The following is a 13596-nucleotide window of genomic DNA, read 5'->3' as shown; positions in this document are numbered from 1 at the left end:
ATCATCACAGGGATCCGCAATGGCCAACCGGTCGCGGCCCGCCGGCTCCCCGGCGGGCCGGTGGACGGCGACAACCGCTCTAGCAGCAGGTGCAGCCCGGCGCGCGGCCGCAACCGCTCCCGTGCATCGCGCCGCGGGCGTCGCTCCCCTCGACGGCGTTGCTCTCGTCACTCAGCAGGACGGGCGGGCAGCACGTCTCACCACGCAACGCCTCGCGACCCTCCCGGACGGCGACGACGGCCAGGCCGAGCGCGACGGCCGGATCGGCCCACCACCAGCCGAGCACCGCGTTGAGCACGAGCCCGACGAGGACGCCGGCCGACAGGTAGGTGCACAGCAGTGTCTGCTTCGAGTCGGCCACCGCGCTGGCCGAGCCGAACTCACGCCCGGCGCGCCGCTGGGCCCACGACAGCACCGGCATGATCACCACGCTGACCGCGACCAGCACGATGCCGACGGTGGAGTGCCCCGGCCGGTCACCACCGATGAGCGTGCGCAGCGCCTCCACGGTCACGTAGGCGGCGAGCGCGAAGAACGAGCAGGCGATGACCCGCAGCGTGACCTGCTCCCGGCGCTCGGGGTCCGGCGCCGCGAACTGCCACGCCACCGCGGCCGCGGAGCCGACCTCGATGACCGAGTCCAGGCCGAAGCCGACGAGCGCGACCGACGAGGCGATGGTCCCCGCGGTGACCGCGACGACCGCCTCGACGACGTTGTAGGTGATCGTCGCGGCGACGAGCAGCCGGATCCGGCGGCGCAGGACGGCCCGGCGGTCCGGGGCGACGGCCGGGCGGCTCACGGCGCCACCTCGGCCGGGTCGCCGTAGACCGGGCAGAGCGCCACCGCGTCGCCGGTCTCGGTCAGCAGCCGCTCCGCGCTGCGCAGCAGGTCGATCAGCTCCGGGCGCGTCAGGGAGTAGAACGACTGCCGACCCTCGGTGCGGAAGTCCACCAGCCGGCAGTCCCGCAGGCACGCGATGTGCTTCGAGACGGTCGACTGGGCCAGGCCGAGGACGCGCGTCAGGTCGACGACCCGGGCCTCTCCCTCGGCGAGCCGCCGCACGATGGCCAGTCGCGCCGGATCGCCCAGCGACCGGAACAGCGCCACGGCCGGCGTCAGGTCGTTCCCGCAACAATCCATCGCCACGCGGCGATGCTAGCGCCGCGTGGCGATGATCGGAAGTCGGGCGGTCACGAAGTCAGGCCGCGACGAGGCCGACCCAGTAGGGCCAGAAGGCGTTCGCGATCATCGCGGCGATGACGAGGAACCAGGCGGCGAGAACCGTCGAGTGGTAGCGGGCCAGGCCGGCGGCGACCCCCCGGCACCGGTCCGGTACCGGCAGCCGCCCCGTCGTGAGGTTGTGCAGCGTGAGGTACCAGAAGGTGGCGATCGTGACGACCCACACCGCCATGCAGTAGGGACACAGTGCCCCGATGCGGTAGAGGCTCGCCGCGATCAGCCAGTGCACGAACACCACCCCGGCCGTGGCGCCGCCCTGCAGCGCCAGCCAGTACCAGCGCGGGAGCGCCGCGCCGGTGAGGACGACGACGCCGGTGGTGGCGACGACGGGGAACGCGACCAGCCCGATGAGCGGGTTGGGGAACCCGAGCAGCTCGGCCTGCGGTGACGCCATCACGGGCCCACAGGACAGCAGCGGGCTGATCGAGCAGCTCGGCACGTACGCCGGGTCCTTCAGCAGCGCGATCCGGTCGAGGATCAGGGCGAGCGCCGCGACCGCGCCCACCGCCCCGCCGACGGCGAGGACCCACCCGGTCGCCCGGCCGAGGAGCCGGACGTGCGGCTCGGCGGCCGTGGACAGCGCGCTCGGCCCGGGAGGACCCCCGCCGGCGGGAACCGCAGTCGGTGCCGCCATCGTCACGCCGCCTCGGTCAGGGCGCGGTCGATGGCTGCGCGCAGGTCGTCGGTCGTGCGGGGTTCGAGGCGGGTGCCGTTGACGAAGAACGTCGGGGTGCCCTCCACCCCGAGGGCGATGCCGTCCTTCTGGTCGGAGCGGACCCGCTCCAGGGTGGCGGGCTCGGCGACGGTCCGGTCGTACGCGGCCATGTCCAGGCCGAGGTCCTCGGCGAAGCCCCGGAAGACGCCGGCCTGCGACTCCCGCTGCTCGCCCCACTCGGGCTGGGTCTGGTACATCCGCTGGTACATCGCTTCCAGCCGGCCCTGCCGGGCAGCGGCCTCCACCGCGACGGCGGCGTTCTCGGCGTTGGCGTGGCTGGGGATCGGGAAGTAGCGCAGCACGAAGCTGACCCGGCCCGCGTACTCCTCCCGCAGCTGCTCGACGGCGGGGAACACGGCGCGGCAGGCCTCGCACTCGAAGTCGAGGAACTCCACGAAGGTGACCTTGCCGTCGGGGGCGGTGGACAGCAGGTGGCTGTCGGGACGGACCAGTAACTCGGCCGGGGCCACGGCCCCGGGCGCGGCCACCGGGGCCGCGTCGTCGGCGGGAGCGGCCGGTCCGGACAGCGTCAGCGCCACCACGAAACCGATCGTCGCGGCGACGACGAGCCCGACCGTCAGTACCACATTTCTGTTCATGAGCTGGGTCTTCCTCGGGGTTCGAAGGGAGTCGAGGACGTGGGCCGGCATTCGTCCGGCACGCGTCGGGAGGAGCCGGTCGACGGCTCCGGGGGAGTGGCGGCGTGGTCGCAGCGGCGACGCAGCGCTACTCCGACGGCCGATCAGACGCGGACGATGCCCAGCGACTGCAACAGGTGACGGCCGACCGGCGCGCGTCGGCGCGCCCACGGGGGACCGTCCGGACCGCGCCGGGACGACGGGACGACGAGGAGGCCGACGAGCAGCACGGCCACCGCGGCACCCACGGCGAGCACGCCGCGGTCGCGGGGTGCCAGGCGCTGCGCCGCCCCGACGACACCGTGTGCGGGCCCGCAGAGCACGTCGTGGGCCGGCGCGCCGTGCTGGCACGCGGCGGTCGGCGCCGCCGGGGCGGGGCCGGGGTCGGACGAGGACAGCGCCGCGCCGATACCGCCCTGGACGAGCAGCAGGAGTGCGAGCACGAGGCGGACGGTCCACCGGGCCGAGAGCGCGGGCCCTCGGCGGCTGGGTCTCACGTCGGCGGTGCTCACAGTGGCGGCGACGGTAGCAAGGCGCCTGCGCTCCCGATCGGGGGACCGGTGCAGGGGCCCGGGCCCGGTTGCAGCAAAGCCACGTTCATGCAACGAGGTGGCATGAACGTGGCTTTGCTGCAGTTCCGGAAAGCGGTGGAGCGGCTAGTTGCCGGCGTTGTTGCGGTCCAGCTCGGCTGCCTGCTCCTTGGCGTCGGGAACCGGCTGGTCCGGCGAGTCCGTGGCCGGGGCGCCCGGCGCGTGGATGACCGAGGGGTCGCGCCGGGCCTTGATCAGGCTCGCGATGGTGGTGATGACCAGCACGCCGATGATCACGCTGAGCGAGAGCTCGATGCCGACCGTGGGGACGGGAACCGGCTCGCCGCCGTTGATGAACGGCAGGTTGTTCTCGTGGAGTGCCTCGAGCACCAGCTTCACACCGATGAAGGCGAGGATCACCGACAGCCCGTAGGACAGGTAGACCAGCCGGCTGAGGAGCCCGCCGAGCAGGAAGAACAGCTGCCGCAGACCCATCAGCGCGAACGCGTTGGCGGTGAAGACGAGGTAGGGCTCCTGCGTGAGGCCGAAGATGGCGGGGATCGAGTCGAGCGCGAACAGCAGGTCGGTGAAGCCGATCGCCAGCATCACCATGAGCATCGGCGTGACCAGGCGCTTGCCGTTGATCCGGGTGAACAGCTTGGTGCCGTGGAAGTCGTCGCTGACCGGCAGGTACTTGCGCAGCAGCCGCACCGGTGCGGGCTCGCCGCCCTCGTGCTCGGTGCCCTGCCGAGCGAGGTTGACGGCCGTGACCACGAGGATGACCGCGAACAGGTAGAACACCCAGCTGAACGCCGCGATCGCGGCGGCCCCGATGGCGATGAAGATGCCGCGCATCACCAGCGCGATCACGATGCCCACGAGCAGCACGCGGTGCTGGTGCTCCGACGGCACGCTGAACGCGGCCATGATCACGACGAACACGAAGAGGTTGTCCACCGACAGCGAGTACTCGGTGATGTACCCGGCGAAGAACTCGCCGGCGTAGCCGCCTCCCGCGAAGAACCAGATCCCGACGCCGAATACCACCGCGAGCGCCACGTAGAAGAGCACCCAGCGGGTGGCCTCCCGGATCGTGACGGTGTGCGGTTTGTGGTCGACCAGGAAGAGGTCGGCGATGATGATCGCCAACAGGCCGCCGATGGTGGCGAACCACAGCCAGGTGGGCACGTTCACAGGTGGAACCTCCGGATGTCTCGGGCAACACGAAGCGGCCCGAGGTCTCTCCCACCAGCCCGAGGGGCGTATACAGGCTGATCGATGGCGCCGGGGACCGACAGGCGATCGGTTCCGTGCTGACGACGCCACCGCTGACGGGATACTCCCCTGCGGTGCGGTGCTATCGAACCATGTTACGGGCTCAGGACCGATTGGGAGTGACGGGGGACACGCGAAGATCGTCCGAAGTGTCCGTCTCGCACCTCGCGGAGCAGCTCGTCAGTCGCCGCAGTCCTTCCCCTCCAGCAGCGCCGTGGCGATCTCGACGTACTCGTGGATGAGCGGGCTCTCGCGGGTCTTGTCCCAGGCCAGGCAGACCTGGTTCGGCCCGATGTCGTCGATCGGCACCGAGGTGATGTCGGGGCGGGTGTAGAAGGTGGCGGTCGACAGCGGGAGGACCGACAGCCCGCGCCCGGCCGCGACGTGCTCGAGCTTCTCCTCCACCGTGTACGTGACCGACGGCGCCTCCACCGGCCGGCCGCTGCGCAGCTCCACGGCGATGTCACGCCATTCGGGCACCGCGTCGGGAGGCTGCAGCAGGTGCTCGGCGGCGAGGTCGGAGATGCTGATCCCGTCCTTGGCGGCCAGCGGATGGTCGAGCGGGAGCACGGCGACGCGCGGCTCGACGAGCAACGGCCGGATCCCCAGCCCCTGCTGGTCGACCGGCAGGCGCACATAGCTCACATCGACCCGCCCGTCGAGGACGACCTCGGTCTGGTCGGTCCAGCTCGTACGGAACACGTCGACGGTGAGGCCGGGGTGCCGCGCCGCGAGGACCCGGACGGCCGGCGTGACGATGAGCCCGGGCATGAAGCCCACCGTGAAGGTCTCGGACCCTCGCCCGGCTTGCCGCACCCTGTGCTGCAGCGCCGTGGCGCTCGCGAGCAGTGGCCGGGCGTCGGCGAGTAGCTGCTCGCCCGCCCTCGTGAGCTCGGTGGAGCGCTTGGTGCGGTCGAACAGCTGAGACTTCAGCTCCACCTCCAACGCCCGGATCTGGCGGGACAGCACGGGCTGGGCGATGTGGAGATGAGCGGCGGCGCGCCCGAAATGCAGGTGCTCGGCGACCGCGACGAAGTACCGGAGCTTGCGCAGGTCCACGTCCATGGTGTTCACCCCTCTCCCCGGGATACCCCCAGGGTATTGCCGACGCGGAAAGAGGTCTTGGACGTGATGGCGTGTCCCGTCACAACCTGGGGTTCGACGACCACGTCGATCGCGCTCGCCGGCCGCGTGCTCCCGGGGGGACCGCGACCCGGGCGGCCACGCGGCGCACCGCACGTCCAAGTTTCGAGGAGAACGCTGTGTCCCGCATCCTGATCACCGGCTCGTCCGACGGGCTGGGCCTCCAGGCGGCGCGCCTGCTCATGGCGGCAGGCCACGATGTCGTCCTGCACGCCCGCAACGCCGCCCGCGCCGCGGACACCGCTGCCGCGGCGCCGGGAGCAGGCGGCGTGCTCGTCGCCGACCTGTCGAGCATCGAGCAGACCACCGCGCTCGCGGCCGACGCGAACGCGTCGGGTCCGTTCGACGCCGTGATCCACAACGCCGCGGTGGGCTACCGCGAACCTCGGCGCATCGAGACGGTGGACGGGCTGGCCCACGTCTTCGCCGTCAACGTCCTGGCCCCCTACCTGCTCACCGCACTCGTGACGCCGCCCCGGCGACTGGTGTACCTGAGCTCGGGGATGGCGACAGGAGGCGACCCCGCCCTGGACGACCTGCAGTGGACCCGGCGCCGGTGGGACGGCTCGCAGGCCTACGCCGACTCGAAGCTGTTCGACGCGGTGCTCGCCTTCGCGATGGCCCGTCGCTGGCCCGGCGTGCTGTCCAACGCCGTCGAACCGGGCTGGGTGCCGACCAGGATGGGCGGCCCCGGCGCCCCGGACGACCTGGTGCAGGCTCCGGTCACCCAGGCGTGGCTCGCCGCGAGCGCCGATCCGGAAGCCAGGGTGAGCGGCCGGTACTTCTACCACCTGCGCCGGAAGGCGACCCACCCCGCCGCCCGGGACGAGACGGTGCAGGAGGGGCTGCTCGCCGCGTGCGCCGAGCTCACCGGCGTGAAGCTGGGGTCCGGTCCCACCGTGGCGGAGCGCCCGGCCTGAGGCTCCCGGGGACGGCACCGCCGCCCGGACCGCGACCGCTCAGCCGCGCCGGGCCTGGATCAGCCACGTCGCCGACCCGTACAGCACACCTCGCTCGGTCCGGTGCTCGGCCATGTCGGCCAGCAGGGCGTCGAGGGCGCGGGCCCGGGTGCCGGCGTCGAGATCGCGGAGCATCCCGGCCTGCTGTCCGGCGACGAACCGGCAGGCGTCCTCGGGGTCGGGGCCGAAGTACATCGGCCCGGTGAGGCTCTGCAGATGCACGTCCGTGAAGCCGCCCGCGGTCAGCACCCGGCGCACCCGCTCGGGATCGCTCAGCGAGAACGGGCCCGGTGCGTCCGGCTCTGCGGCGGGCAGCTCACGGCCGGCGGCCAGGATCGCGCCGAACCTGCTGATCCACTCGTTGTCCCGCGCCGGTTGCCAGGTCAGGAGCACGAGGCGCCCGCCGGGGCGCAGGGACCGCGCGATGTTGGCGAATGCGGCCGGGGCGTCGCCGAAGAACATCGACCCGTGGCGGCTGACCGCGACGTCGAAGTACCGTTCGGGAAACGGCTGGACCTGCACGTCGGCCTGCCGGAACGTCGCGTTCCCCACCCGCTCCCGCTCGGCCAGCCCGCGCGCGAGCGCGATCATCCGGGACGAGAGGTCCACTCCGAGCGCCGACCCGGCGGTGGCGCGCCGCGCAGCGTCGCGTGTCGTCCGGCCGGTGCCGCACCCGATGTCGAGCACGGTCTCGGACGTGCCGATCGCCGCCGCGGCGAGGAACCGCTCCTGGTAGCCCGCGACGCCCTCGTCGTAGCGCTCGGCGTGGGTGGCCCAGTGCGATCCCCTGTCGCCGTCCCAGGCGCGGAGCTGCTCGACGTTGGACGGGTCGGTATGCACGGCGATGGCGCCCACGGATTCATGTCCCACGCCCGCAGTCTCGGGCATCGCCGTCGCCGGAGCCCACCGATATCGGCCGGCGGCCCCGGCGTGCTCACGTCGCGGAGCTCCGCCCGGCCGGGCCGGACGCCCGGACCGCCTCGGCCTCGCCGCGAACCTCGGGGGCGGTGCCCCCGCCGAGATCCTGCAGGACGCCGTCGTGCAGGTCGACGGTCCGGGTGGCCAGCCGGATGAGGGCGGGCCGGTGGGTGGTCATGACCACCGTGCGCCCGGTGACGAGGCGGGTCAGCGCCTGGACCACGACCCGCTCGGCCTGGGAGTCGAAGCCCGCGGTGGGTTCGTCGAGCAGCACGACGGGGGCGTCGAGGAGCAGGGCCCGAGCGATGCCCACGCGTTGGCGCTGGCCACCCGAGAGCCCGACGCCGCCGTCCCCGAGCCGGGTGTCGAGCCCGTCGGGGAGATCGTCGGCGAAGTCCGAGACCAGTGCGGTCTGCGCTGCCCTGGCGACCTCCTCCGGCGTGGCGTCGGGGCGGGCGTAGCGGATGTTCTCCGCGAGGGTGCCGGAGAACAGGAACGTGTCCTGGAGCACCACGGCCACCTGCCGGTGGCGCCACGACTCCGGCAGGTGGGTCATGCGGTGGCCGTCGAGGTACAGATAGCCGTGGGTCGGCTGGTAGAGCCCGGCGATGAGGGCGAGCACGGTGGACTTGCCCGCCCCGTTCGGGCCGAGGAGGGCCACCCGCTCACCGGGGCGGATGGTGAGGTCCAGATGGTGCAGGACCGGGCCGCGGCCGTAGTCGAGGACGACGTCCTGGAGGTCGATCCGCCCGGCCGCCCGGGTGGGCAGCCGCCGCGCCCGGCCGTTCGGCGGTGGCGTGCGGGCCAGGATGTCGGCGACGCGTTCCGCCGAGGCCGCGCCCTGGGTGAAGGTGATCGAGAGCTTGGACAGCCCGCGCACGGGTTTGATCATGTCGCGCAGGTAGCTCGTGACGACGACGAGCAGGCCGACGCTCCACCAGCCGTCGAGTACGCCGATGCCGCCGACCCACAGCAGCACACCCGTGCCGACGGCGGTGATGCCCTCCAGGAGCGGCGTGAAACGGGCCCTCAGCTCGACGGCGCGCAGCCCCGCGCTCAGGGTGTTGTCGTTGTCCTCGGCGAAGCGGGCGTCGTGCAGGTCGTGGCTGCCGAAGGCGTGGATGGTGCGGATGCCCTGCAGCGACTCGGCGACGAAGCCGGCGAGCCGGCCCTCGGCGGCCCGTTGCCGGCGGGCGGACAGCCGGATGAGGCGGGAGTACCGCGCCGAGCTGAGGAACACCAGCGGGGCGCACCCCACGGCGATCAGTCCCAGGCGCCAGTCGACCGACAGCAGCACGACCGCGAACCCGACGATGGAGAGCAGCCCGGGGAACAGCGTGGAGAACACAGCGGTGAGGCTGGTCTCGATCCGGTCGGTGTCGGTGGAGACGCGGCTGGTCAGCTCCCCGACGGCGTGCCGGTCGTGGAAGGTCATCGGCAGCCGTTGCAGGTTCGCGAAGGCGTCCCTGCGGATGGCGGCGGTCATCTTCTCGCCCGCGCCGTTCATCACGCGGTCGCCGAGGTAGTCGAAGGCCCCCGAGGCCAGCGTGATGACCAGCACCGCCACGGCCGCAGCGAGCAGCAGGCTCCGCGTCGACCCGCCCACCCACGAGGCGAGCAGCGCCGGTGGTCCGTGCGACCCGGCGCCGGGGAACAGGCCGTTGACGACCAGCGCCAGCGGCCAGGGCTGGGCCAGGTCGGCGACCAGCTCGCACATGCGCAGCCCGACCCCGAAGGAGAGCGTGCGCAGGTGCGGACGGCCGTACGAGCGGAACTGCCAGAGCTGTCGGAGCAGGCCGCCGTCGGCTGCTTCCTGGATCATGCGTCCACCAGCCGGTCCTGTCCGGCTCGGGCGGCTCGGCTCAGGTCGGAGTTGCTGATGCCGAGGTGGATCCCGTGCTCCGCCATGGCCCCCAGCACCACGGGGCCGAGGTGCTGGTCGACCTGCACCATGGCGGCCACCAGCCGGGAGAAGTGGCGCCGCTCCCGCAACGCCTCCTCGGCGAGGCCCTTCCCGCCGTCGCGCCCGGCCAGTTCGAGGCCTCGCAGCAGCAGGGAGTCGAAGCGGCCCGGATCGAAGCCCGCCTCCGTCACCCGCTGCCGGGCGGTCCAGCACGCCGACGCCCACACGGTGCCGTCGGTGTGCGGGTCGCGGTCGCGCCCGCCCTGGAAATGCGCCATCGTCCAGCGCCGGTCGAGCTTGCGGCGCCGCTGCTCGCCCTCCGGAACGGCCTGGCGGTGCCAGCCGTAGATGTCGGGGGTGCCGAGCAGGACGGCGGTGAGGACGTCGGCGGTGCCCTCGTCCAGCGCCGTCTTCTTGTTCGTCTGCTGCTGGGGTGGGCGGAGCCGGTTGAGCCGGAAGTCCGCGGTGTGTCGACAGAGGTGGTGGCCGACCTCGTGGCTCACGATGGCCGGGTTGTGCGCCGGCGCGTGGAAGTACCGCTGCGTGTGGTGCGTGCTGACGAAACCGGCGCCACCACCGAGATGGACCTCCCCCGTGGGGCTCACCGCCTCGGGGTCGGACTGCGCACCCTGCCCGGGCAGCCGGTAGTGGCCGCCACCCCACCGCCGCGGCTGGTCGTGCATGCCGATCCGCACCACCAGGTGCGGGAGCGGGCGGCCGAGCACGGCAGCGACGAACCGAAGCGCCCGCTGCGTGTGGTAGGCCGCGTTGACCACGCCGAACGCCCTCGCCTGCCGGTCCAGCTCCGGGCTGACCAGCGGGCCACCACCCTGGGCGTGGTCGAACACGAGTGACCCGTCGCCGAACAGGTCGCCGCCGCGCTCGTCGCGGATCGTGGCCTCGGGCAGGACCAGCTCCGCCGCCCGGAGCTCCAGCACGTCCAGGTCGACCACCGTGTGGCGGCCCGGCCCCCTGCCTCCGTCCGGAAGGTGGACGGCGGCGCGCATCACGCCGGCACCGCCACGGCGCTCAGCAGATCAAGCGCCCCGCCGGTGACGAGCTCGGAAGGGGACAGCACGGGAATTCCGGTCGCCTCCACGGCTTCCCGCGACGCCAGCGGGCTGGCGGTCACCAGGCCGCTGATCGTGCGGACCGGGACGCCGAGCGCATGCATGATCTCGACACCGGCGACGGCGCTGAGCGCGTCGGCCACGGCCAGGACGGCTGCGTCGGCGAAACCGGGCAGGCAGGCCGTCAGTGCGCGCGTCTCGGACTGCAGCAGCCCGTCCGCGATCTCCAGCACGACGACGGACGCGCCCCGGCGCACCAGCTCGTCACGGATGCCGACCATCGTGGCGGTCAGCCGCTCCTGGGGGTAGCCGAAGGTGGACGGCATCCCGAAGTCGAGGAAGTCCACCATCGCCGCAGCTCCGGCGTCCTCGTACATCCAGCGGTCCTTGCCGCTGCCGGAACCGGTGACCTTGCCTGCTCCCACCCGCAGTCCGGCTCGCGCCCAGCCCTGCACCAACGCGGACGCCGTGGTGGTCTTGCCCGCGTTCATCGAGGAACCCACGACGACGAACGTGCCCAGCTCCGGTGCCGCGGGCGCCGGCAGCGGGACCGCGAAGTCGTCCAGCGACAGCGGCGCGCCGGTCGGCCCGGTCAGGAAGCCGAGCACCTCGAGGTCCGTGGGCTCGTTCCGGTGGGCGTGTGCGGAGGCGACCTGCCCGATGACTCCACCGGCGGTGAGCAGGTGCGCCGCGGTACCGGTCGGCAGGTAGCCCTCGTAGTAGTCGGTGGCGTACCGGTTGCCGTACGCTCCCACCACGACATCCCCCGGGTAGAGACGGACCCGTCGGCCGTGGGCGTTCTCCAGGCTGTCGTGCGCGTTCAGGCTGACCACGCGGGCAGCCACGAGGTCGCCCAGCCGGGCCTCACGACTCAGGCTCCCCAACCTGGTCGCTTCCCGATCGACGACGCCGCGGGTGACGAAGCTCCATTTGGCGTCCGAGAACTGTTGCATTACTTCCCCCTCGCAGAGGTGCTCCGCGAGATCTCGGGCACCTTGCTTTCCTTCCTGTCCGTGGTGGCTGTGAACCTGGCTCGGGAGGACCCCGGTGACCTCACGAGCGAATGCGGATACATGGTCGACGAGTGGTCACCAGCGACCGCGGCGGCGTTGTGTGCCGTCCGTCGGCCGGGCCGGGTGGGCGGCCGGCGTAATCCACCTCGGCAGGGTTGGGATCGGTGGAAATCAACACTGCTTCTCCTGTGGGCGGTTCGTGATCTCAGGGCTGGCATGCTGCCACGGCTCATTCCGTGGAACCGGCTCGAAGACCGCGCCGCCCCTGGTCATAGAACGCTGAGTTCCCGTCCGAAGACGGCCCACTCGAATCTACCTGACCCTCGGTCAGGCGCAGGCAAAGTCCGTATATTGTCGAGGCAATGTGGCGACACTTCATCACGCCGGGCGCAGTGCTGCGGCGCGCAGTTCGGACGGCCGAGCGAGGGGTGGGCAAACAGTAACCATGAATGAATGGGTGAACGTCCGGTCACACGTCGGAATAAACGTGGCCGACCCGTACGAGCATCTCGGCCGCGGGTACGCCGCGCACCGGCGTCCTGATCCGCGGATCGCGCGCGCGGTCGCCCAGGCGCTCGGCGATGCCCGCACGGTCGTCAACATCGGTGCCGGGGCCGGCTCGTACGAGCCCCCCGGCGCCACCGTGCTCGCCGTCGAGCCGTCCTGGACGATGCTGGCGCAGCGCCAGGTGGGCGCCGCCCCCGCCGTCCGGGCCTCGGCCGAGTCCCTGCCGCTGTCCGACCGGTCCGCCGACGCTGCGATGGCCGTGCTCACCGTCCACCACTGGCCCGACCCGGGCGCCGGCATCGCCGAGATGGTCCGGGTCTCGCGCCGCCAGGTCGTGCTGACGTGGGACCCCGGGTGGCTGGCTTCGTCCTTCTGGCTGATCACCGACTACCTGCCCGAGATCGCGCGGAATGAGGCGGGACTGGCCTGCGTTGAAACCGTCGTGGCCGAGTTTCGCCGTCGTCGTCGGCGGGTCGAAGTCGTCCCGGTGCCGATTCCTGCCGACTGCACCGACGGAGTCCTCGGCGCCTACTGGCGGCGTCCGTATGCCTACCTCGATGCGGCTGTTCGGCAGGCGATGTCAGGGCTGGCTCTGCTCTCCGCGGACGTTGTCGAACCAGCCCTGCAACGGCTGCGGGAGGATCTCGACAGTGGAGCGTGGCACACGCGCCACGCCGACCTGCTCCACCTCCCCGAGCTTGATCTCGGCTATCGCCTCGTGGTCGCCGCGCCCGTGTAGCGCGGCCCGGTCGCATTCCGTCGACGAGCTGTCGACGGCCTGTCCACTCCGCTCCGACATACGTCCGTCGATGCGGTCGGGCAATAGCGGCCGGCCGACGCGGACCGATTTGTCACAGGGCCGCGTGGACGGTGCGCAGACGGTTCCTCGCGGCATCCCCGAAGGAGCTCGCATGGCTCATCTCACGACCCGGCTTCCGGATGTACTCGCGACCGAGCACCCGCCCGCCGGGTGGGCTCCGCCGGTGCCTGGCGCAGCCGTTCTCCCCCGACGGATGGGGGCCACCGCTGTTCAGGGCGGTTCCGGGCATGGGATGGTCGGTACGTGCTGATGGAGCGGCAGGCCGAGTGGGCGGGAGCGGCGCGGTGAGCGCCGCCGCACCGGGCGGGACGATCAGATGCCCGCACTGCGGGAAGGCCAACCGGGTGCCCTCGGCCGCCCGGGGGTCCGTCCGCTGCGGCAACTGCCACCGTTCGCTGCCCTGGATCACCTCGGCGGGCGACGACGACTTCGCGGAGGTCGTCGAACGCGCGACGCTGCCGGTGCTGGTCGACCTGTGGGCCACCTGGTGCGGGCCGTGCCGCATGGTCAGCCCCGCACTGGAACAGCTCGCCACGGAACGAGCCGGCCACGTCAAGCTGGTCAAGGTCGACGTCGATGCCGCTCCGCGGTTGTCGCAGCGGTTCGAGGTGCAGGCGGTGCCCACCCTGATGGTGGTGCGTGACGGCCAGGTGATCGCACGCCAGGCCGGTGCGGCACCGCTCCCGGCGCTGCGCACGTGGCTCGACAACGCGATCGGGGCGCCAGGCACCCCGGACGACCGCGACTGAGCTCCTTCCGGCCTGGTGGGAGCGCCGGGCCGGCCGCGGTCGGCGGTCATCTCCCCGCGCCGTCGAGCGATCCGCAGCCGTCGTTCCGGTACTGCAGCCGCCGTTCCGGTACTGCAG

General features: G+C 72.3%; 13 protein-coding genes and 1 pseudogene. 3 read left to right on the top strand and 11 right to left on the bottom strand.

Annotated features, from left to right (window positions below; translation table 11 throughout):
* Nucleotides 1–187: 187 nt before the first annotated feature.
* The 7 genes and pseudogenes from ACQPZA_RS22430 to ACQPZA_RS22400 all read right to left on the bottom strand — a co-directional run.
* Nucleotides 188–799: pseudogene (locus ACQPZA_RS22430) on the bottom strand (cation transporter); the annotation flags it as partial.
* Nucleotides 796–1140 (bottom strand): ArsR/SmtB family transcription factor, encoded by a 345-nt coding sequence (locus ACQPZA_RS22425; RefSeq protein ID WP_433282938.1) that lies wholly within the window; start codon nucleotides 1138–1140, stop codon nucleotides 796–798. The gene ACQPZA_RS22425 and the pseudogene ACQPZA_RS22430, both read right to left, overlap by 4 nt.
* Nucleotides 1141–1198: 58 nt before the next feature.
* Entirely contained in the window at nucleotides 1199–1873 is a 675-nt protein-coding gene (locus tag ACQPZA_RS22420; RefSeq protein WP_433273432.1) for a vitamin K epoxide reductase family protein, read from the bottom strand.
* A 2-nt stretch (nucleotides 1874–1875) separates the two neighbouring features.
* Complete coding sequence (locus ACQPZA_RS22415) at nucleotides 1876–2553, bottom strand: DsbA family protein (protein ID WP_433273430.1); 678 nt, start codon at nucleotides 2551–2553, stop codon at nucleotides 1876–1878.
* A gap of 143 nt (nucleotides 2554–2696) precedes the next feature.
* On the bottom strand, nucleotides 2697–3104 hold the full coding sequence (locus ACQPZA_RS22410) for a hypothetical protein (protein ID WP_433273428.1): 408 nt from the start codon (nucleotides 3102–3104) through the stop codon (nucleotides 2697–2699).
* A 144-nt stretch (nucleotides 3105–3248) separates the two neighbouring features.
* Entirely contained in the window at nucleotides 3249–4316 is a 1068-nt protein-coding gene (locus tag ACQPZA_RS22405; RefSeq protein WP_169395635.1) for a TerC family protein, read from the bottom strand.
* Nucleotides 4317–4577: 261 nt separating this feature from the next.
* Nucleotides 4578–5462, bottom strand: a complete 885-nt coding sequence (locus ACQPZA_RS22400; protein ID WP_433282936.1) for a LysR family transcriptional regulator — start codon at nucleotides 5460–5462, stop codon at nucleotides 4578–4580.
* Between the two features lie 197 nt (nucleotides 5463–5659).
* Here ACQPZA_RS22400 and ACQPZA_RS22395 point away from each other — a divergent pair, with 197 nt between their 5' ends.
* A complete protein-coding gene (locus ACQPZA_RS22395) occupies nucleotides 5660–6460 on the top strand; it encodes an SDR family NAD(P)-dependent oxidoreductase (RefSeq protein ID WP_433273426.1) in 801 nt (266 codons plus the stop codon).
* A 39-nt stretch (nucleotides 6461–6499) separates the two neighbouring features.
* Here the strand turns inward: ACQPZA_RS22395 and ACQPZA_RS22390 are convergent, their stop codons facing one another.
* The 4 genes from ACQPZA_RS22390 to ACQPZA_RS22375 form a co-directional block, all read right to left on the bottom strand.
* Nucleotides 6500–7369: a class I SAM-dependent methyltransferase gene (locus ACQPZA_RS22390; RefSeq protein WP_433273424.1), complete on the bottom strand. Its 870-nt coding sequence runs from the start codon at nucleotides 7367–7369 to the stop codon at nucleotides 6500–6502.
* Nucleotides 7370–7433: 64 nt separating this feature from the next.
* Nucleotides 7434–9239 carry an ABC transporter ATP-binding protein gene (locus ACQPZA_RS22385; protein ID WP_433273422.1) on the bottom strand — a complete coding sequence of 602 codons (1806 nt, stop codon included), beginning with the start codon at nucleotides 9237–9239 and terminating at the stop codon, nucleotides 7434–7436.
* Entirely contained in the window at nucleotides 9236–10330 is a 1095-nt protein-coding gene (locus tag ACQPZA_RS22380; RefSeq protein ID WP_433273420.1) for a hypothetical protein, read from the bottom strand. The genes ACQPZA_RS22385 and ACQPZA_RS22380 overlap by 4 nt, the downstream gene beginning before the upstream one ends.
* Complete coding sequence (locus tag ACQPZA_RS22375; protein WP_433273418.1) at nucleotides 10327–11343, bottom strand: DUF1611 domain-containing protein; 1017 nt, start codon at nucleotides 11341–11343, stop codon at nucleotides 10327–10329. Before ACQPZA_RS22375 ends, ACQPZA_RS22380 begins: the two co-directional genes overlap by 4 nt.
* 517 nt (nucleotides 11344–11860) lie before the next feature.
* On the opposite strand from ACQPZA_RS22375, the gene ACQPZA_RS22370 reads away from it, so the two are divergent.
* Together ACQPZA_RS22370 and trxA are read left to right on the top strand one after the other, a co-directional pair.
* Nucleotides 11861–12649 (top strand): class I SAM-dependent methyltransferase, encoded by a 789-nt coding sequence (locus tag ACQPZA_RS22370; protein ID WP_433273416.1) that lies wholly within the window; start codon nucleotides 11861–11863, stop codon nucleotides 12647–12649.
* A gap of 365 nt (nucleotides 12650–13014) precedes the next feature.
* Entirely contained in the window at nucleotides 13015–13479 is a 465-nt protein-coding gene (trxA, locus tag ACQPZA_RS22365) for a thioredoxin (RefSeq protein WP_433273414.1), read from the top strand.
* The last annotated feature ends 117 nt before the right edge of the window (nucleotides 13480–13596 follow it).

It is taken from the genome of Pseudonocardia xinjiangensis, from assembly GCF_050948425.1.
Taxonomy (GTDB): domain Bacteria; phylum Actinomycetota; class Actinomycetes; order Mycobacteriales; family Pseudonocardiaceae; genus Pseudonocardia; species Pseudonocardia xinjiangensis.
Note: the sequence above shows the minus strand (reverse complement) of the source record. Positions and strands in the feature narration are given on the sequence as shown.

Coding starts and splice junctions, on each gene's coding strand:
- ACQPZA_RS22425 (WP_433282938.1), bottom strand. CDS start 1,140: ATGGATTGTTGCGGGAACGACCTGACGCCGGCCGTGGCGCTGTTCCGG.
- ACQPZA_RS22420 (WP_433273432.1), bottom strand. CDS start 1,873: ATGGCGGCACCGACTGCGGTTCCCGCCGGCGGGGGTCCTCCCGGGCCG.
- ACQPZA_RS22415 (WP_433273430.1), bottom strand. CDS start 2,553: ATGAACAGAAATGTGGTACTGACGGTCGGGCTCGTCGTCGCCGCGACG.
- ACQPZA_RS22400 (WP_433282936.1), bottom strand. CDS start 5,462: ATGGACGTGGACCTGCGCAAGCTCCGGTACTTCGTCGCGGTCGCCGAG.
- ACQPZA_RS22385 (WP_433273422.1), bottom strand. CDS start 9,239: ATGATCCAGGAAGCAGCCGACGGCGGCCTGCTCCGACAGCTCTGGCAG.
- ACQPZA_RS22375 (WP_433273418.1), bottom strand. CDS start 11,343: ATGCAACAGTTCTCGGACGCCAAATGGAGCTTCGTCACCCGCGGCGTC.